General features: G+C 39.0%; 16 protein-coding genes. 4 read left to right on the top strand and 12 right to left on the bottom strand.

The window, feature by feature from the left end:
• Positions 1–18: 18 nt before the first annotated feature.
• The 11 genes from argB to DY109_RS08970 form a co-directional block, all read right to left on the bottom strand.
• Complete coding sequence (gene argB, locus DY109_RS09020; RefSeq protein ID WP_235148588.1) at positions 19–882, bottom strand: acetylglutamate kinase; 864 nt, start codon at positions 880–882, stop codon at positions 19–21.
• A gap of 15 nt (positions 883–897) precedes the next feature.
• The gene (gene argJ, locus DY109_RS09015) at positions 898–2,136 is read right to left on the bottom strand and encodes a bifunctional glutamate N-acetyltransferase/amino-acid acetyltransferase ArgJ (RefSeq protein WP_023948514.1); all 1,239 of its coding nucleotides are present in this window, start codon (positions 2,134–2,136) and stop codon (positions 898–900) included.
• Between the two features lie 9 nt (positions 2,137–2,145).
• Entirely contained in the window at positions 2,146–2,631 is a 486-nt protein-coding gene (locus DY109_RS09010; RefSeq protein WP_200864631.1) for a GNAT family N-acetyltransferase, read from the bottom strand.
• Positions 2,632–2,713: 82 nt separating this feature from the next.
• Complete coding sequence (gene argC, locus DY109_RS09005) at positions 2,714–3,766, bottom strand: N-acetyl-gamma-glutamyl-phosphate reductase (protein WP_023948511.1); 1,053 nt, start codon at positions 3,764–3,766, stop codon at positions 2,714–2,716.
• An 88-nt stretch (positions 3,767–3,854) separates the two neighbouring features.
• Complete coding sequence (gene uvrA / locus DY109_RS09000; RefSeq protein ID WP_115737841.1) at positions 3,855–6,677, bottom strand: excinuclease ABC subunit UvrA; 2,823 nt, start codon at positions 6,675–6,677, stop codon at positions 3,855–3,857.
• A gap of 2 nt (positions 6,678–6,679) precedes the next feature.
• The gene (gene gatC, locus DY109_RS08995; protein ID WP_023948508.1) at positions 6,680–6,958 is read right to left on the bottom strand and encodes an Asp-tRNA(Asn)/Glu-tRNA(Gln) amidotransferase subunit GatC; all 279 of its coding nucleotides are present in this window, start codon (positions 6,956–6,958) and stop codon (positions 6,680–6,682) included.
• A 304-nt stretch (positions 6,959–7,262) separates the two neighbouring features.
• On the bottom strand, positions 7,263–7,982 hold the full coding sequence (locus tag DY109_RS08990) for a DUF2339 domain-containing protein (RefSeq protein WP_115737840.1): 720 nt from the start codon (positions 7,980–7,982) through the stop codon (positions 7,263–7,265).
• A gap of 41 nt (positions 7,983–8,023) precedes the next feature.
• Positions 8,024–8,311: a hypothetical protein gene (locus DY109_RS08985; RefSeq protein ID WP_023948505.1), complete on the bottom strand. Its 288-nt coding sequence runs from the start codon at positions 8,309–8,311 to the stop codon at positions 8,024–8,026.
• Complete coding sequence (locus DY109_RS08980; protein WP_023948504.1) at positions 8,278–8,505, bottom strand: hypothetical protein; 228 nt, start codon at positions 8,503–8,505, stop codon at positions 8,278–8,280. The genes DY109_RS08985 and DY109_RS08980 overlap by 34 nt, the downstream gene beginning before the upstream one ends.
• On the bottom strand, positions 8,492–9,676 hold the full coding sequence (locus DY109_RS08975; RefSeq protein ID WP_147291184.1) for a hypothetical protein: 1,185 nt from the start codon (positions 9,674–9,676) through the stop codon (positions 8,492–8,494). Before DY109_RS08975 ends, DY109_RS08980 begins: the two co-directional genes overlap by 14 nt.
• The gene (locus tag DY109_RS08970; RefSeq protein ID WP_023948500.1) at positions 9,633–10,331 is read right to left on the bottom strand and encodes a DUF2339 domain-containing protein; all 699 of its coding nucleotides are present in this window, start codon (positions 10,329–10,331) and stop codon (positions 9,633–9,635) included. Before DY109_RS08970 ends, DY109_RS08975 begins: the two co-directional genes overlap by 44 nt.
• Positions 10,332–10,341: 10 nt before the next feature.
• Between DY109_RS08970 and DY109_RS08965 the strand changes: the two genes are divergently transcribed.
• Complete coding sequence (locus DY109_RS08965; RefSeq protein WP_023948498.1) at positions 10,342–10,527, top strand: hypothetical protein; 186 nt, start codon at positions 10,342–10,344, stop codon at positions 10,525–10,527.
• 62 nt (positions 10,528–10,589) lie between these two features.
• Here DY109_RS08965 and DY109_RS11575 read toward each other — a convergent pair whose 3' ends face one another.
• Positions 10,590–10,757 carry a hypothetical protein gene (locus tag DY109_RS11575; protein WP_023948497.1) on the bottom strand — a complete coding sequence of 56 codons (168 nt, stop codon included), beginning with the start codon at positions 10,755–10,757 and terminating at the stop codon, positions 10,590–10,592.
• Between the two features lie 269 nt (positions 10,758–11,026).
• On the opposite strand from DY109_RS11575, the gene purN reads away from it, so the two are divergent.
• From purN to DY109_RS08950, 3 genes are all read left to right on the top strand, one after another.
• Complete coding sequence (purN, locus tag DY109_RS08960; protein ID WP_023948496.1) at positions 11,027–11,659, top strand: phosphoribosylglycinamide formyltransferase; 633 nt, start codon at positions 11,027–11,029, stop codon at positions 11,657–11,659.
• A 78-nt stretch (positions 11,660–11,737) separates the two neighbouring features.
• On the top strand, positions 11,738–12,937 hold the full coding sequence (locus tag DY109_RS08955; protein ID WP_023948495.1) for a cation:proton antiporter: 1,200 nt from the start codon (positions 11,738–11,740) through the stop codon (positions 12,935–12,937).
• A gap of 103 nt (positions 12,938–13,040) precedes the next feature.
• The gene (locus tag DY109_RS08950; RefSeq protein WP_023948494.1) at positions 13,041–14,090 is read left to right on the top strand and encodes a D-alanine--D-alanine ligase; all 1,050 of its coding nucleotides are present in this window, start codon (positions 13,041–13,043) and stop codon (positions 14,088–14,090) included.
• Positions 14,091–14,092: the final 2 nt, after the last annotated feature.

Genomic DNA, 14,092 nt, shown 5'->3' with positions numbered 1-14,092 from the left:
ATTCTCCTCTATTTTTCCTTATTCTTCTTTCAAGATCGCAGTGCCAATGCCACTATCTGTAAAAAATTCAAGTAGCAAACAATGCTTAATGCGCCCATCGATGATATGCACGCTTGAGACACCATTTTCGACTGCTTCGATACAATTTTGGATTTTGGGAAGCATACCACCACTGATACTTTGGGAATGTATAAGCTCTTTGGCTTTGGCGATAGTAAGCATTGTAATGAGGCTTGATTTGTCCTCAAAATCTCTATACACACCTTCAGTATCGCTCAAAAACACAAGCTTTTCGGCTTTGAGTGCTTGGGCTATCGCATAGGCTGCATCATCAGCATTGACATTGTAGCTTTGTGCGTTTTTGTCTATGCTGATTGGACAAATCACAGGCAAAAACCCGCCCTCAAGCAAACTCAAAATAAGCTTTGTATTGACTTTGGCGACATTTCCGACAAAGCCTATATCCTCGCCATTGATGTATTTTTTTTCGACAAGAAGAGTATTGCCATCTTTACCGCTCATACCCACTGCCAAAACCCCAAAGCTTGACATATAGCCCACAAGCGATTTATTGATTTGGTTTAAGACCATTTCTGCAATTTGCAGAGTATTTGTGCTTGTTTTGCGGAATCCTTGTATAAATTCTGGTTTTTCGCCAGAGAGCTCAAGCCATTTATTGATTTCTTTTCCGCCACCATGCACGATAATAGGCTTAAATCCGATACTTTTAAGCAACGCAATATCTCTAATCACGCTTTTTTTGAGTGTCTCATCTTCCATTGCACTTCCGCCATATTTGATGACGATGATTTTTCCGCTAAAACGTTGGATATAGGGCAGGGCTTCGATGAGAATCTGGGCTTTGTTTTGTAGATTTTGCATATTCATAATTTTCCCTTATGAGCGATAATCAGCATTGATTTTGATGTAATCATAACTCAAATCACAACCAAACGCTGTTGCCTGTTTGTCGCCACTTTGCAAATCCAAAATCACTTCTATTTCGTTTTGTTTGAGGATTTTGCTTGCATTTTCTTCGCTAAAATCTAGCGCGCAACCATTTTTGAGAATCTGAATCTCTCCAGCCTTGCTTTTGAAAAACAAATTAACTTTACCCTCATCAAATTTCGCTCCGCTATATCCCATAGCACAAATAATTCTTCCCCAATTTGCATCATTTCCAAACATCGCGCATTTGACGAGATTTGAGGCGATTATAGATTTTGCTAGAATCTTAGCTGTGGAGCTTTTTTGCGCACCTTTGACAATAGAGCAGATAAGCTTGCTCGCACCCTCGCCATCTCGTGCGATCTCTTTTGCAAGATACATATTGACAAAATGCAGAGCTTTTTTGAATGTTTTGTAATCTTTATGCTTAGAATCTGTGATTTTTTTGTTGCCTGCTTGCGCGTTTGCAAGAGCCAAAACCATATCATTTGTGGAAGTATCACCATCAACCCAAATCATATTGTATGTTGAGGCGACATCTTTTTTGAGGGCTTTTTGGAGGAGTTTTTGAGAAATATTTGCATCAGTGATGATAAAGCCTAGCATTGTCGCCATATTTGGGTGGATCATTCCGCTTCCTTTTGCGATTCCGCCGATACGCACAGGAGTATTGCCAATCACCACTTCAATGGCGATATGTTTTGGCTTTGTATCAGTTGTCATAATCGCTTGTGCTACGTTTTGTGCGTTTTGCTTGGAGGAGTTTTTTTGCGCTGCTAAAAGTTCTATGCCTTTTTGGATTCTATCCATTGGAAGCTGTTTGCCGATAACGCCTGTCGAAGCCAAAAGCACATTGTTTTGATTGATATGAAGTACTTTGCTTGCGTATTTTGCGCTTTTTTGGCATGCTTTTATGCCTTCTTCGCCCGTGCAAGCATTTGCGATACCAGAATTAATAATCACAGCGGATATGGAATTATTGATGTTATTTTTGTTGTGCTTGATACATGCGGCTTGGATTTTGTTTGTGGTAAATACCCCTGCTCCAACACAAGGGCTTTGGCTAAAAATAAGAGCCATATCTAAGCGATTTTGGTATTTTATCTGCGCACTCACGCCCGCACTCTCAAATCCCTTGACACTGCTTAATCCGCTTTGTAGAATCTTAAATTCTTTAATTTGTTTCATCGGCTTTCCTTATTTGAAGTTTGATTTGTTTGGAGTTATTTTTGTAGATATATTAGCAGGATTTTGGCTAAGTTCATATCGATTGACATTTTGTCTTATATCCCAGCCAAGCCCCTTCCAAAACGCATTACCTTCTTTATTTGTGCTAAAGGCGATGAGTGAAATAGTCGAGATAGATTCTCTTTTAAGCGCATTGAGTGCAAATTCTACCATTGCGCGCCCGATACCATTTTTGCGAAAATCCTCATGCACGCACACATGATAAAGGCTTCCATATCGTCCATCATGTCCACACAGCACGCTTCCTATGATTTTTTCATCGTTTTTATCGCCTTCATCGGTGAGTGCGACAACGCTCATATTTGGATTACGTGCTAAAAATCGCTCAATACCCTCTCTTGAGTCATCAACACTGCGGATATAAAACCCTTCAATATGCTGCCACAAATCCTGCACTTTGTCATAATCATCACTACGCATTGCTCGAATGTGTATGTTTGGTTTTGTCATCGCTTTTTATCCTATTATGTTTGACTTTTGTTGATTTGATTTATTTTGCACCATTTGCACGACTCATTTATGGAAATATCGGAATCTGCTCTAAGCCCATTTGCTCATCAAGCCCAAAGAGAATATTCATATTTTGGATAGCCTGTCCTGCCGCACCTTTGATGAGATTATCCATAGCACCGATGATAATTACACGATTTGTGCGAGAATCTACATGCAAGGCTATATCCACAAAGTTACTTCCCTCAACCCAGCGAGTTTGCGCGCTTAGATGATTGGGTAAGATTCTGATAAATGGTTTGTTTTTGTATGCTGTGTGATAGAGTTGATAGAGCTCTTCAAGTGTGTTTTGTGTGATTTGCGCATTGAGCTGTGCGTAAATAGTTGCTAAGATTCCGCGATTAATGGGAATGAGATGAGGTGTGAAATTAAGCGTTATAGACTCATTTGCAAGCTCAGAGGCTGTTTGCTCGATTTCTGGTGTGTGGCGATGTGTGGTGATTCCATAGGCTTTGAAATTTTCATTGACTTCGCAAAACAGAGAATCTACTTTCGCACTTCTGCCCGCACCTGATACGCCGGATTTGGCATCGATGATAATACTTTTTGTGTCAATAAGTCCTGATTGCAAAAGTGGCGCAAGGCATAAAATACTGCAGGTTGGGTAACAGCCCGGATTAGCGATGAGTCTAGCGTTTTGGATTTTGTCTTTATAAAGCTCACAAAGCCCATAAACTGCTTGGCTAAGAAGCGCAGGACTTGCATGTGGGGTGTGATACCATGAGGCGTATTTATCTTTGTCTTTGAGGCGAAAATCCGCACTTAAATCAATCACGCGCACTTTATTAATGATATTTTGAGTTAGGATTTTGGCGCAAAAATTATGCGGAGTTGCGGTGAAAAGCACATCAATTTCATCGCACAAATGTTCTAGATTCTGCGTATCTATGCAGTCTAAATCCAAACATGTAAAGAAATTTTGATACGCCAAAAAATACGGCTTTTGCGCGAAGCTTTGTGAGCCTAGCCAGATAATTTTGGCTTGCTTATGTCCTAGTAGTAATCGCACAAGCTCATTTGCTGTATAGCCACTCGCGCCTAAAATCCCAACTTTTATCATTTTTTCTTATTTGATTCCTTTTTTGTTTTTAGATTTTGCTTTGAGTCAAAATTTATATCATAAATCTTTAACTTTCACAATCCAAAATCTAATGCTTTTGTTTTTTGATAAATTCAAACTCTTTGGCGAGAAACTTTGCTGTGTAGCTGTTTGTTTGCCTGTGTCGTTTGATAAGCTCCTCTACACTTCCGCAATCAACCACTTTGCCGCCTTTATCGCCTCCTTCAGGACCCATATCGATGATATAATCTGCATTTTTTATCAAATCCAAATTATGCTCGACAACAATCACGCTATTGCCAAGTCCAACAAGATGATGAAGCACTTTTGTAAGCCGATCTACATCGCCAAAGTGAAGCCCTGTTGTCGGCTCATCAAGCACATAAAGCGTGCGTCCGGTATCTTTTCTGCTGAGTTCTTTGGCAAGCTTGATACGTTGTGCTTCGCCCCCGCTTAATGTAACGGCATTTTGCCCGAGCGTGATATAGCCAAGCCCGACATCTTGAAGTGTTTTTAGTTTTTGGTAGATTTTGGGAATTTTGGCAAAAAATTCACACGCCACATCAACGCTCATCTCAAGCACATCGGCTATGGATTTGCCTTTGTATTTGACTTCAAGTGTTTGGGGGTTGTATTTTGCGCCTTTGCAGACATCGCATTTCACCATGACATCGGGCAAAAAGTGCATTTCTATGCGGATTTCACCCTCGCCCTGACATTTTTCGCATCTTCCGCCTTTGACATTGAAGCTAAATCGCCCGATTGTGTAGCCAAGCATTTTGGCTTCTTTGGTTTGCGCAAAAATCGTGCGTATCTCGTCCATTGCTCCTGTGTATGTAGCTGGATTGCTACGCGGTGTGCGTCCTATGGGGGTTTGATCAAGATAGATCACTTTATCTAAATGCTCCAAGCCCAAAATCGTAACACCATCGCATTTTTTAACTTTTTTGGCGTTATTAAGTAGCTCTTGAGCCACAGGCAGAAGCGTTTGCAAGATAAGCGAGCTTTTGCCACTTCCGCTCACTCCTGTAACGCACACAAAATTTTGAAGCGGAATCTTAAGGCTTAGATTTTTGATGTTGTGGATTGTTACATTATTGATTGTGAGCCATTGTTTTTGGGGGCGGTTTTGAGGGTAAAAAATATCTTTTTTGCGATTGATAAAATCAGCCGTCAAGGTTTTGGATTTAAGCATACCTGCTAAATCTCCGCTATAAATGACTTCCCCGCCATTTTTGCCCGCACCCGGACCAATATCTACGATAAAATCCGCATTTTGGATTGTTTCTCGATCGTGCTCTACGACAATCACACTATTGCCTTTTTCTTGAAGATTACGCAATGTCTTTATGAGTCGCAGTGTATCTCGCTCATGAAGCCCGATACTCGGCTCATCAAGCACATACATAACGCCTGTAAGCCCGCTGCCAATTTGGCTTGCGATTCGTATGCGCTGACTCTCGCCACCGCTAATAGTGCGCGCATCTCGACCAAGTGTCAAATACCCAAGCCCCACATCAAAAAGAAAAAACAACCGCTCTTTGATTTCTTTGAGAATAGGCATAGCTATGAATTGCTGCTGCTGGCTTAGATAAGCGAAGTTTTTATCATTTGCAAAAAATTCATAGCATTCCTCAATAGGCATATTAATAATCTCGCCTATGCCTTTTTTTGCGACTTTGACACTTAGAGATTCTGGTTTGAGACGATTGCCATTGCAGCTTGTGCAGGGCTTTTCACTCATATAATCCCCCAAATCGCGCTCATCTTTAAACATATCATACGCGATTTGCAAAATCCCTTTCCATGGGCGCGAAATTGAGCTTCCATGCCATTGAAATTCTACATTTTGCGCTGTTCCATATAAAAGCTGTGATTGTTGGGTTTTTGTCAGTTCATCAAAGCTTTTTTTGGTATCGATCTTAGCAAGCGCGCAAAATCCATTAAAAAGCTCTGCGTAATAATTGCGATTAAATCCAAAGATAACTTTGATTCCGCCTTCGCGCAATGGAAGAGAGGTATTGAGGATTTTTTTGGTATCAATACTATATGTGCTTCCAAGCCCTAAACAGCTCTCGCACGCGCCTTTTGGAGAGTTAAAAGAAAAGCTCAAAGGCTCTAATGGCTCAAAGCTTACCTTACAATCAAAGCACGCAAAATGCTCTGAATAATGCACAACTTGCGTTTTGTCTTCAAGTGTGTATTCTATTTCCACTTCGCCAAATGTCTCACTTAAAGCTTTTTCGACAGCTTGAGCGATTCTTGTGTGGTTTTCTTGCGTATTTATCACACGATCGATGATGATTTTTATCGTGTGTTTTTTGGTTTTGGAGAGCTCTATTTCCTCATCAAGTCGCACCATCACACCATCAATATACGCACGCACATATCCTTTTTGACGTAATTGTTCGATTTTATCAGCAAAGCTTCCTTTTTTCTCGCGGATAATAGGTGCCAAAATCATCATTTTTGCGCCATTTTCAAGGGCTAGCACTTGCGTGATAATATCTGTTGAGGACATTTGAGAGATGGGTTTGCCACAAAGATGACAATGCTGGATTCCTACGCGCGCATACAAAAGTCGCAAATAATCATAAATTTCTGTGATCGTTCCAACCGTTGAACGTGGATTTTTGGAGGTTGTTTTTTGATCGATTGCGATAGCTGGCGTGAGCCCTTCTATTTTGTCAATATCAGGCTTGCCAACTCGATCCAAAAATTGCCTTGCATAGCTTGAGAGAGATTCTATATAACGTCTTTGCCCTTCAGCATAGAGCGTGTCAAAAGCTAGCGTTGATTTACCGCTTCCGCTTAGCCCGGTAAATACGACAAGTTTGTTTTTGGGGATCTCAAGATGAATGTTTTTGAGATTATGCTCTCTAGCACCGATAATCTTAATTGTATCTTGCATTCTTACTCTATGATTTTTGGCACTAAGAAAAATCCATTTTGCGCGCTTGGCGCGTGATCTAGCACATCTTTGGCGATATTGGCATCATGGATAATATCTTCTCTCATCGGCGTTTTTTTGTCGGTTGTAAGCGTGATATTATCGGTATTGATACTTCCTAGATTCTCGACAAAGCCCAAAATATCATTGAGATTCTGCGCTACTTTCTCTCTTTCTTGTGGTGATATTTGGATCATTGTAAGCCTTTGTAGTTTGTCTAAAAGCTTCTCATCAATAATCATTTGTAAGTCTCCTTCAGCTAGAATCAAACTTGTAATTGTAGCAAAAAACTTTAGATTTTAGTGGGTAAAATAAATTTGCCTTGTGAAATTAATCATAGAATCTAGAATCTATGCAAACACAATGGCGCGTAAAGAAATTCTCTATTTTTAGCTTATTTTTGTAGTTTTGAAAGCTTTGGCGCAAGATAAAACCAAGTGAGTCGCACTATATTGTGCGTCGCCAAAATAAAACAAGATAAGCCAAACGAAGCAATCTGCAAAAAGAAGCAAAAAGAGAGGATTTGGATCTCATGGAAACTAGAATCTATGATTTTTTGAATACAAATCGAGAATACACATACGAAATACCCAAAAATCCGATCCCAATGAAGACAAAAAGTCCGATTTTGGATAGCGAGCCAAAAGAGCTTGTATCGATGAAAAATACCTTAAATGCGGCGATGATAAAAAGGGCTAATGAATAGAATCTACATACATCAATGCTTTTGGTATTGACACTTTGAGTATGCTTGGGTTTCAGCATAGGTTCTAAAAGATAGATTCCAAGCAATATCGCGCCACACAGCACAAATACCACCGAATAAGCATAAAGCTCTCCAGAGGAGATCGCATTAAAATCAATCGCCAATATAGCATTAAATGCAGAATCTAGATTCTCAAACATTTGAGGGTTGATTGTGGTGTTATCAAAATTGATAATAATGTCATTTGAAAGCCCAAAGGCTAAATGCACGCTCAAAATAATCGCGCATAATCCCATGACAAAAATCAGCACATCAAATGCGACAAAAATCCATTTGAGCGGGGTTTGTGGATATTGTAAATGTTGTGTTTGCGGGCGTTGTGGATTCTGTGGATTTTGTATAAGCTGGTTTTGGGCAGGATTTTGTGCTTGTTGGGCTTGTTGCGTTTGATATACTTGATGTCGTTTTGTGTCAAATGAGATGGAGAGAGTGAAAAACGCACTTTTTAGATTCCAGATGATAGCACTTTCAAGCGCAAAACCACACACAATCACATACATATACACATAAAGTTGCGCGCTAGATTCTGTGTAGATTGGCGTTATAAGCGGGTTTTGGGCGATGAGCGTAAAGATATGAGATTATAGAGGCATTTTGTCATAAGCACAATAAAGCTTACATAAAGAGCTTTTTGGGTGGATTGAGAGATTGTGTAGTGCGCGATTTGTGGGTTAGTAAAGAGCTTTGTAATTCCAAGAGTACTCAAGCCAAAAATAAATGTATCAGCAATCTCTGATGGGATAAATCCAATCTCACATATCGCAAAAAGCTTCAAAGTCGCAAGCTTCACCACGACTACAAAAAGCACAAGAGTGCTGATAAGAAGCATAAAATAATGAGGCGTTTGTGCCCAAAATCACTTGATTTGTGATTTGATGTGAGCAAGCTTGATTTGAAATCGTTTTTGAGGATATAGAGCGCAAAGCTTAGGGCGATAAAAATAATATAGATTCTGCCAATGATAGTGTGGGTAGCGTAGATAATGTGAGGGCTTGCGTGGTATTGATAGTTAAAAAGCTTCACATATTTGGATAATAGAATCTATATCGTTATAGCAATAATACTCCCAAAATACAATCACAAAAAGCGCGATAAAAATCCACTCAAAATATCTTACTCGCAACGGAAGGAATGCACTTTTACCCATTTTGGCAAGTGCCAATGCGCACAAGCAGAATCCAAAATACGCTCCGATGTTGTGCCATTCTAGGAAATGTGGGAGGATTTGGATTTGGGTAAGTGAGAAAAATCCTATCGCTATGCTTGGTAAAAGCAAGAAATCAAGGGATTTGAGAGATTTTGGCAATATGTATGTATCAGAATCATATGGCATAAATGCAGATGAAGCGGGCGTTGGTGAAGTTATTTTGGTAAATTGTGTAAATCGTGCAAATGCAGAAGTGGTAAATGGCATAATTTTGGCGATTTGAAAAGCTATGAAATAATACATATACACAGCAAGAAGGATAAAAAATATCGGAGCTATGGAGTATTGTGCGCTACTTAGGAAATCACCAAAGCTCATATCAAGTATCAAAAATCCAAGCCCAATAATAAAAAGTATCCATAAATACCATATTTTTTGGGTATTTGTAGGGGATTTGTGTAAATATATACACACGCCAAGTGTAAATCCACCGATAAACGCACACATAATAAACCAATGCGAGATGAGCCAAAATGAGCGCATGACAAACAATACGCAGATATTCATCATAAACACAAAAGGTATTGGCAGAATCGAAAAGTAGGCATTTAGGCTATGTTGAGAGCTATTTTGTGGATTTTGCGTAGTGTGTGAATAATATGAAGTATCGCTTGTAGTGTGATTTGTAACGTTGGTAAAATTAGCAAAATGCGTGCTAGCAGAATCTAAAAAACATTGGATTCTAGGCAAAAGAAGTGCAATTAGGCTTAAAATCGCCAAAAAGCACAGCTCAAGTGCAGTCATTTCATCATCTATTTGTATGTAATGGATCTTGCTTGAGAGAAAGCCCACTTCAATGATGCTTAGAGCGATCAAGGCAAATAAAACAATCTGTGTGATAGATTTGTGATGATTGAAATGTGGCGCAAAAAATGGCGCACTTAGAGTAGTTGAGAGAAATACAGCGCAAAGTGCGAAAAACACGATGATGAAATTTTGCGTGTTAAGTGGCATAGAATGTAGGCATAAAAATGTGTATAGTAGCATAAAGCAGCTTGCCAGAATTATGAGTGTAGAGGATTTGCTTTAGGGCTAAAAACAAACCTAAGAGATAAAATACGCTCAAATACCCAAATAAAAATAGCAAGTTTGGCTCATTGCCTTGCAATAAAAACGGCGTCAAAAATCCACCAATAATGCCAGATATACCGACAATAATCCCGCGATATAGGCAAAGAGCCAACGCCATAAGACTTATTAAACTCAATGCACCAAAATAGCCTAAATAGCCGAAAAAATCATAGATTTTGTATCCACCATAAAATGCAAAATACAGCATGACAACGCCAGATCCAATGAGGGTTTGAGAGATTGTGGCAAGTGAGGTTGGTAAGATTTTGGAAAATGTAGCTTTGGAGTCTTGCAGACTTTTAGTTTGTGAGGGGTTGGTGCGTGAAAATAAAGCCTTAAAGCGTGAGATTTGAATGTAAGTAGCAAGTGTTGTTATCTTTATTTTCATGCGCGAGGTGCGAGCGTTGTTTTGGGTTGATTGGGTTTGTATAAGGATTCCGCTTATCACAAGAATAAAGCCAAACACAATTCCAAGAATAATTCTAGCAAATGGCGTGAGGAGGTTGTTTTCAAGTGAGTAGCGGATAAGGAAAATGCTGCAAGGATAAAAAACTCCGGCGATAAAAACCATAGCTTTTTGGGTGAAAATCTGCTCAAAAGAAAATGGCGATAAAAGGTTTGAATTGAGGCTTGATTTGGGGCTTGACTTTTTGGATAAGGCACTTTGTGTGGATTTTGTGCTTGTGTTTTGGGCGGATTCTTTTGTTGTGGTTTGGCTTTGTGTAGGATTAAGATTTTGCGCTAGATTTGATTCTTTGGTTTGGTGAGAATCTAGATTTTGCGAAGGTATAGTTGTGATAGATTCTGTGGTTTGCGTAGGTTGTAAGGATTACGAGGATTGCGTTTTTTCTGCGTCTTGTAAGGCTTTGATTTGAGATTTAAGTTCCGCGATTTGTGATTGCATGGATTGAAGCCGACTTTGTGTCAAAAAGCCTAAGCTCGCACCCCAGAGGATAAAAATAATCACCGCAATAGCGATAATGATAAAAGCTAGCATAATATCACCTCAAAAAACTCGTAAAAAAATTGGTATAATAGCACATTTTGGAATCTAGATTCTAAAATGCTTCGTCATTCTGAGGGAGTGCGTATGCACGACTGAAGAATCCAGAAAAACAAATTCTACAAAAGTAAAGCCTAGATTCTTTAGTAAGCCTTAAGATATGACGATGGTGGCAAAGTTTTTGTCCTAGATTCTAGATTTATTAGGTTTTTGGCAAGATTTAGAATGAAAATATGACAACCTAAAAAACAAAAAGAGTTATTATGAAACACATCAATATCGCGATTTTATTTAGTGGCAATGGCAGTAATTTAGAAAATATCGCGCAATTTTTAAGGCTTGATTCTACCAAAGATAAGCTAGAATCTATTGGGCTAAAAGTGGCGATTACACTTGGGCTGTGTAATAATCCAAACGCCTATGGGCTTAAGCGGTGCGAGAATCTAGGTATCCCAACTCAAATCATCTCTCACAAAGACTATCACACGCGAGAAGCATTTGATGAGGCGATAAGTGAGGTGCTACAAAAAGCGCGCATTGATTTGGTTGTTTTGGCTGGATTTATGCGGATTCTAGGGGCAGAAATCACAAAGCAATTTACAATTATGAATATCCACCCGTCGTTTTTGCCTTTATACAAAGGCGCGCATGCCATTAGAGATAGCTTTTTGGGAAGTGAGGATTTTGGCGGGGTGAGCGTGCATTTTGTCGATGAGAATCTAGATTCTGGAGAGATGGTTTTGCAAGAGAAAATTCCAAAAATCGCAGGCGAGAGTTTGCAAGATTTTGAGCATAGAATCCATACATTAGAATATCAGATTTATCCACAGGCATTATTGCGTGTATTGGAGGATTTGGCGCGTGGTAATGGACTTGGCGATAAAACAAAAGCATAAATCATAAGCAAAGCTAAATAAGCAAAAATACAATACAAGATATGATTTATAAGGATTTGAGTTAGGAGGATTGACATAATGGAAGAGGTATTGCTTCAGACATTTTTAAATTTTAGTGTGATTGCGATTTTTATCGCGCTTGCGCCGCTTATCAGCAAGGCAAGCAGGATTCCTATTGTCGTCGTTGAGATGTGTTTGGGGTGTTTTGGGATTTATTTTGGCTGGTTTAGTCAAAGTGAAGTGCTAAGTGTAATGGCAAAAATTGGCTTTTTGTTTTTGATGTTTTTGTGTGGAATGGAAGTGGATTTGCGCGGATTTGTGCGCCTTGGTAGAAAATTTATCAAAAATGTGATTATTTATCTTGTCGTGCTGTATGGGATTTCTATTAGTGTGGTGCTTGTGCTTCATCTTGACAAAATTTTCATCGCCGCATTTCCTGTGATGAGTCTTGGTATGATTATGACGCTTATCAAAGATTATGGCAAAGACAAGCAATGGCTTGAGCTTGCATTGCGCGTGGGCGTGGTCGGCGAGATTGTTAGTATTGCGGTTTTGACGCTTATTAGCGGATTTTATCATTATGGTAATTCATTGCAACTCTATCAGAATCTATTGATTTTGTTTATTTTTATTATGGGGATTATTGGGATTTTTTGGGTGTTTAAGATTTTGTTTTGGTGGTTTCCACAGCTCAAACTTTTTATCATGCCTTATGATGATATAAGCAATCAAGACATTCGCTTTGTGATGATGTTGTTTATTTTGCTGATTTCTGTGGTGTTGTTTTTGGATTTGGAGGCGGCACTTGGGGCGTTTTTGGCAGGAATGATTGTAGCGATATTTTTTTCATATAAGCATGAATTGGTGCATAAACTCAATGATGTTGGGTTTGGGTTTTTTGTGCCATTATTTTTTATTTATGTCGGAAGCACGCTTGATTTTGCGCTCATACTTCAGAATCCACGATTTGCGCTCTATGGATTATATATCGCGTTTGGAATGATTGTTATCCGCTTGTGTGCGGCGCATATTGCGTTTAGAAAATATTTTCAGCATACCAAAGATGTAACGCTTTTTGCGTTGAGTGATTCTATGCCACTGACATTTTTGGTAGCCACTGCCAAAATCGCTTATGATTGGAGTGCAATCACCAAAGATGTGTATTATTCATTTATCTTAGCAGCGATGATTGAAGGGATTGTATTTAGCATAGCCATCAAACTTCTTTGGACTTTTTGGAAACCCAAAATCAAAGTCGAAAGTGAAAAAAACACTTGATTTTTGGATATACTTTAGATTTTTGGTTTTGGGATTTTTGATTTGAGATTTAATGTAGTTTTTATTTGGGATTGTAAGAAAAATAACATATAAGGAGTAGATTTTGAGTGTAAGTGTTTTGTTTGGGGGGTTGAGTTTTGAGCATGAGATAAGCATTGTTAGCGCAGTAAGCCTCAAAAAGATTCTAAAAGATAAAGTAAAATATTTTATTTTTTTAGATTCTACACATCAGTTTTATCTCATTCCTACACAAGAGATGAAATCCAGTACTTTTGCGACGGGCGCGTATAAAAAGCACAAAAAGCTGCATCTTAAAGTGGGGTATTTTTATAGTGAGGGATTTTTGGGTAAAGAGGTGGTTTTGAGCGATGCGGGCGTGATTATAAATTTAATCCATGGCGCAGATGGCGAAGATGGAAGCATAAGCGCGCTACTTGATTTTTATAAAATCGCTTATATCGGTCCAAGGATAGAGGCTTGCGCGATAAGCTTTAATAAAATCTTGACAAAAATATATGCCAAACAAAATGGAATCAAATGCCTAGAATATGAGCGTTTCACAAGCAAAGATGATGTAGAGCCAAGCCTGCCTTATCCATTTATAATCAAGCCCGCGCGACTTGGAAGCTCTATTGGTGTGAGTGTCGTCTCTCAGCAAAGCGAAATGGAATACGCGCTAGATTCTGCGTTTGGCTATGATGATGAGATTCTCATCGAGCCTTTTTATAAGGGGGTTTTAGAATACAATCTCGCAGGATACAAAATGTCAAATGGGGAATTTAGATTCTCACTTATTGAAGAGCCACAAAAAAAAGATTTGCTAGGCTTTGAGGATAAATATCTTGACTTTTCGCGCACAGAGCAGGTAGTAAGGGCAAATATCAGCCCTGAGCTAGAATCTAAAATACAAGAGGCATTTAAGAAAATTTATGGCGATGTGTTTTGTGGTGCGCTGATTCGGTGTGATTTTTTTGTGATTGATGATTGTGTGTATTTAAATGAAATCAATCCGATACCCGGAAGTTTCGCGCATTATTTGTTTGAGGATTTTATGCAAGTGATACAGGATTTGCAACAAAGCCTTCCGCGAAAGCGACCCATTAAGGTGGATTATAAATATGTGCTACAAATCCAGCACGCCAAAGGCAAATAAAA

It is taken from the genome of Helicobacter fennelliae (genome assembly GCF_900451005.1).
GTDB classification, from domain to species: Bacteria; Campylobacterota; Campylobacteria; order Campylobacterales; family Helicobacteraceae; genus Helicobacter_B; species Helicobacter_B fennelliae.
The sequence above is the reverse complement of the archived record's forward strand: the minus strand, read 5'-3'. Positions and strand labels throughout refer to the sequence as shown.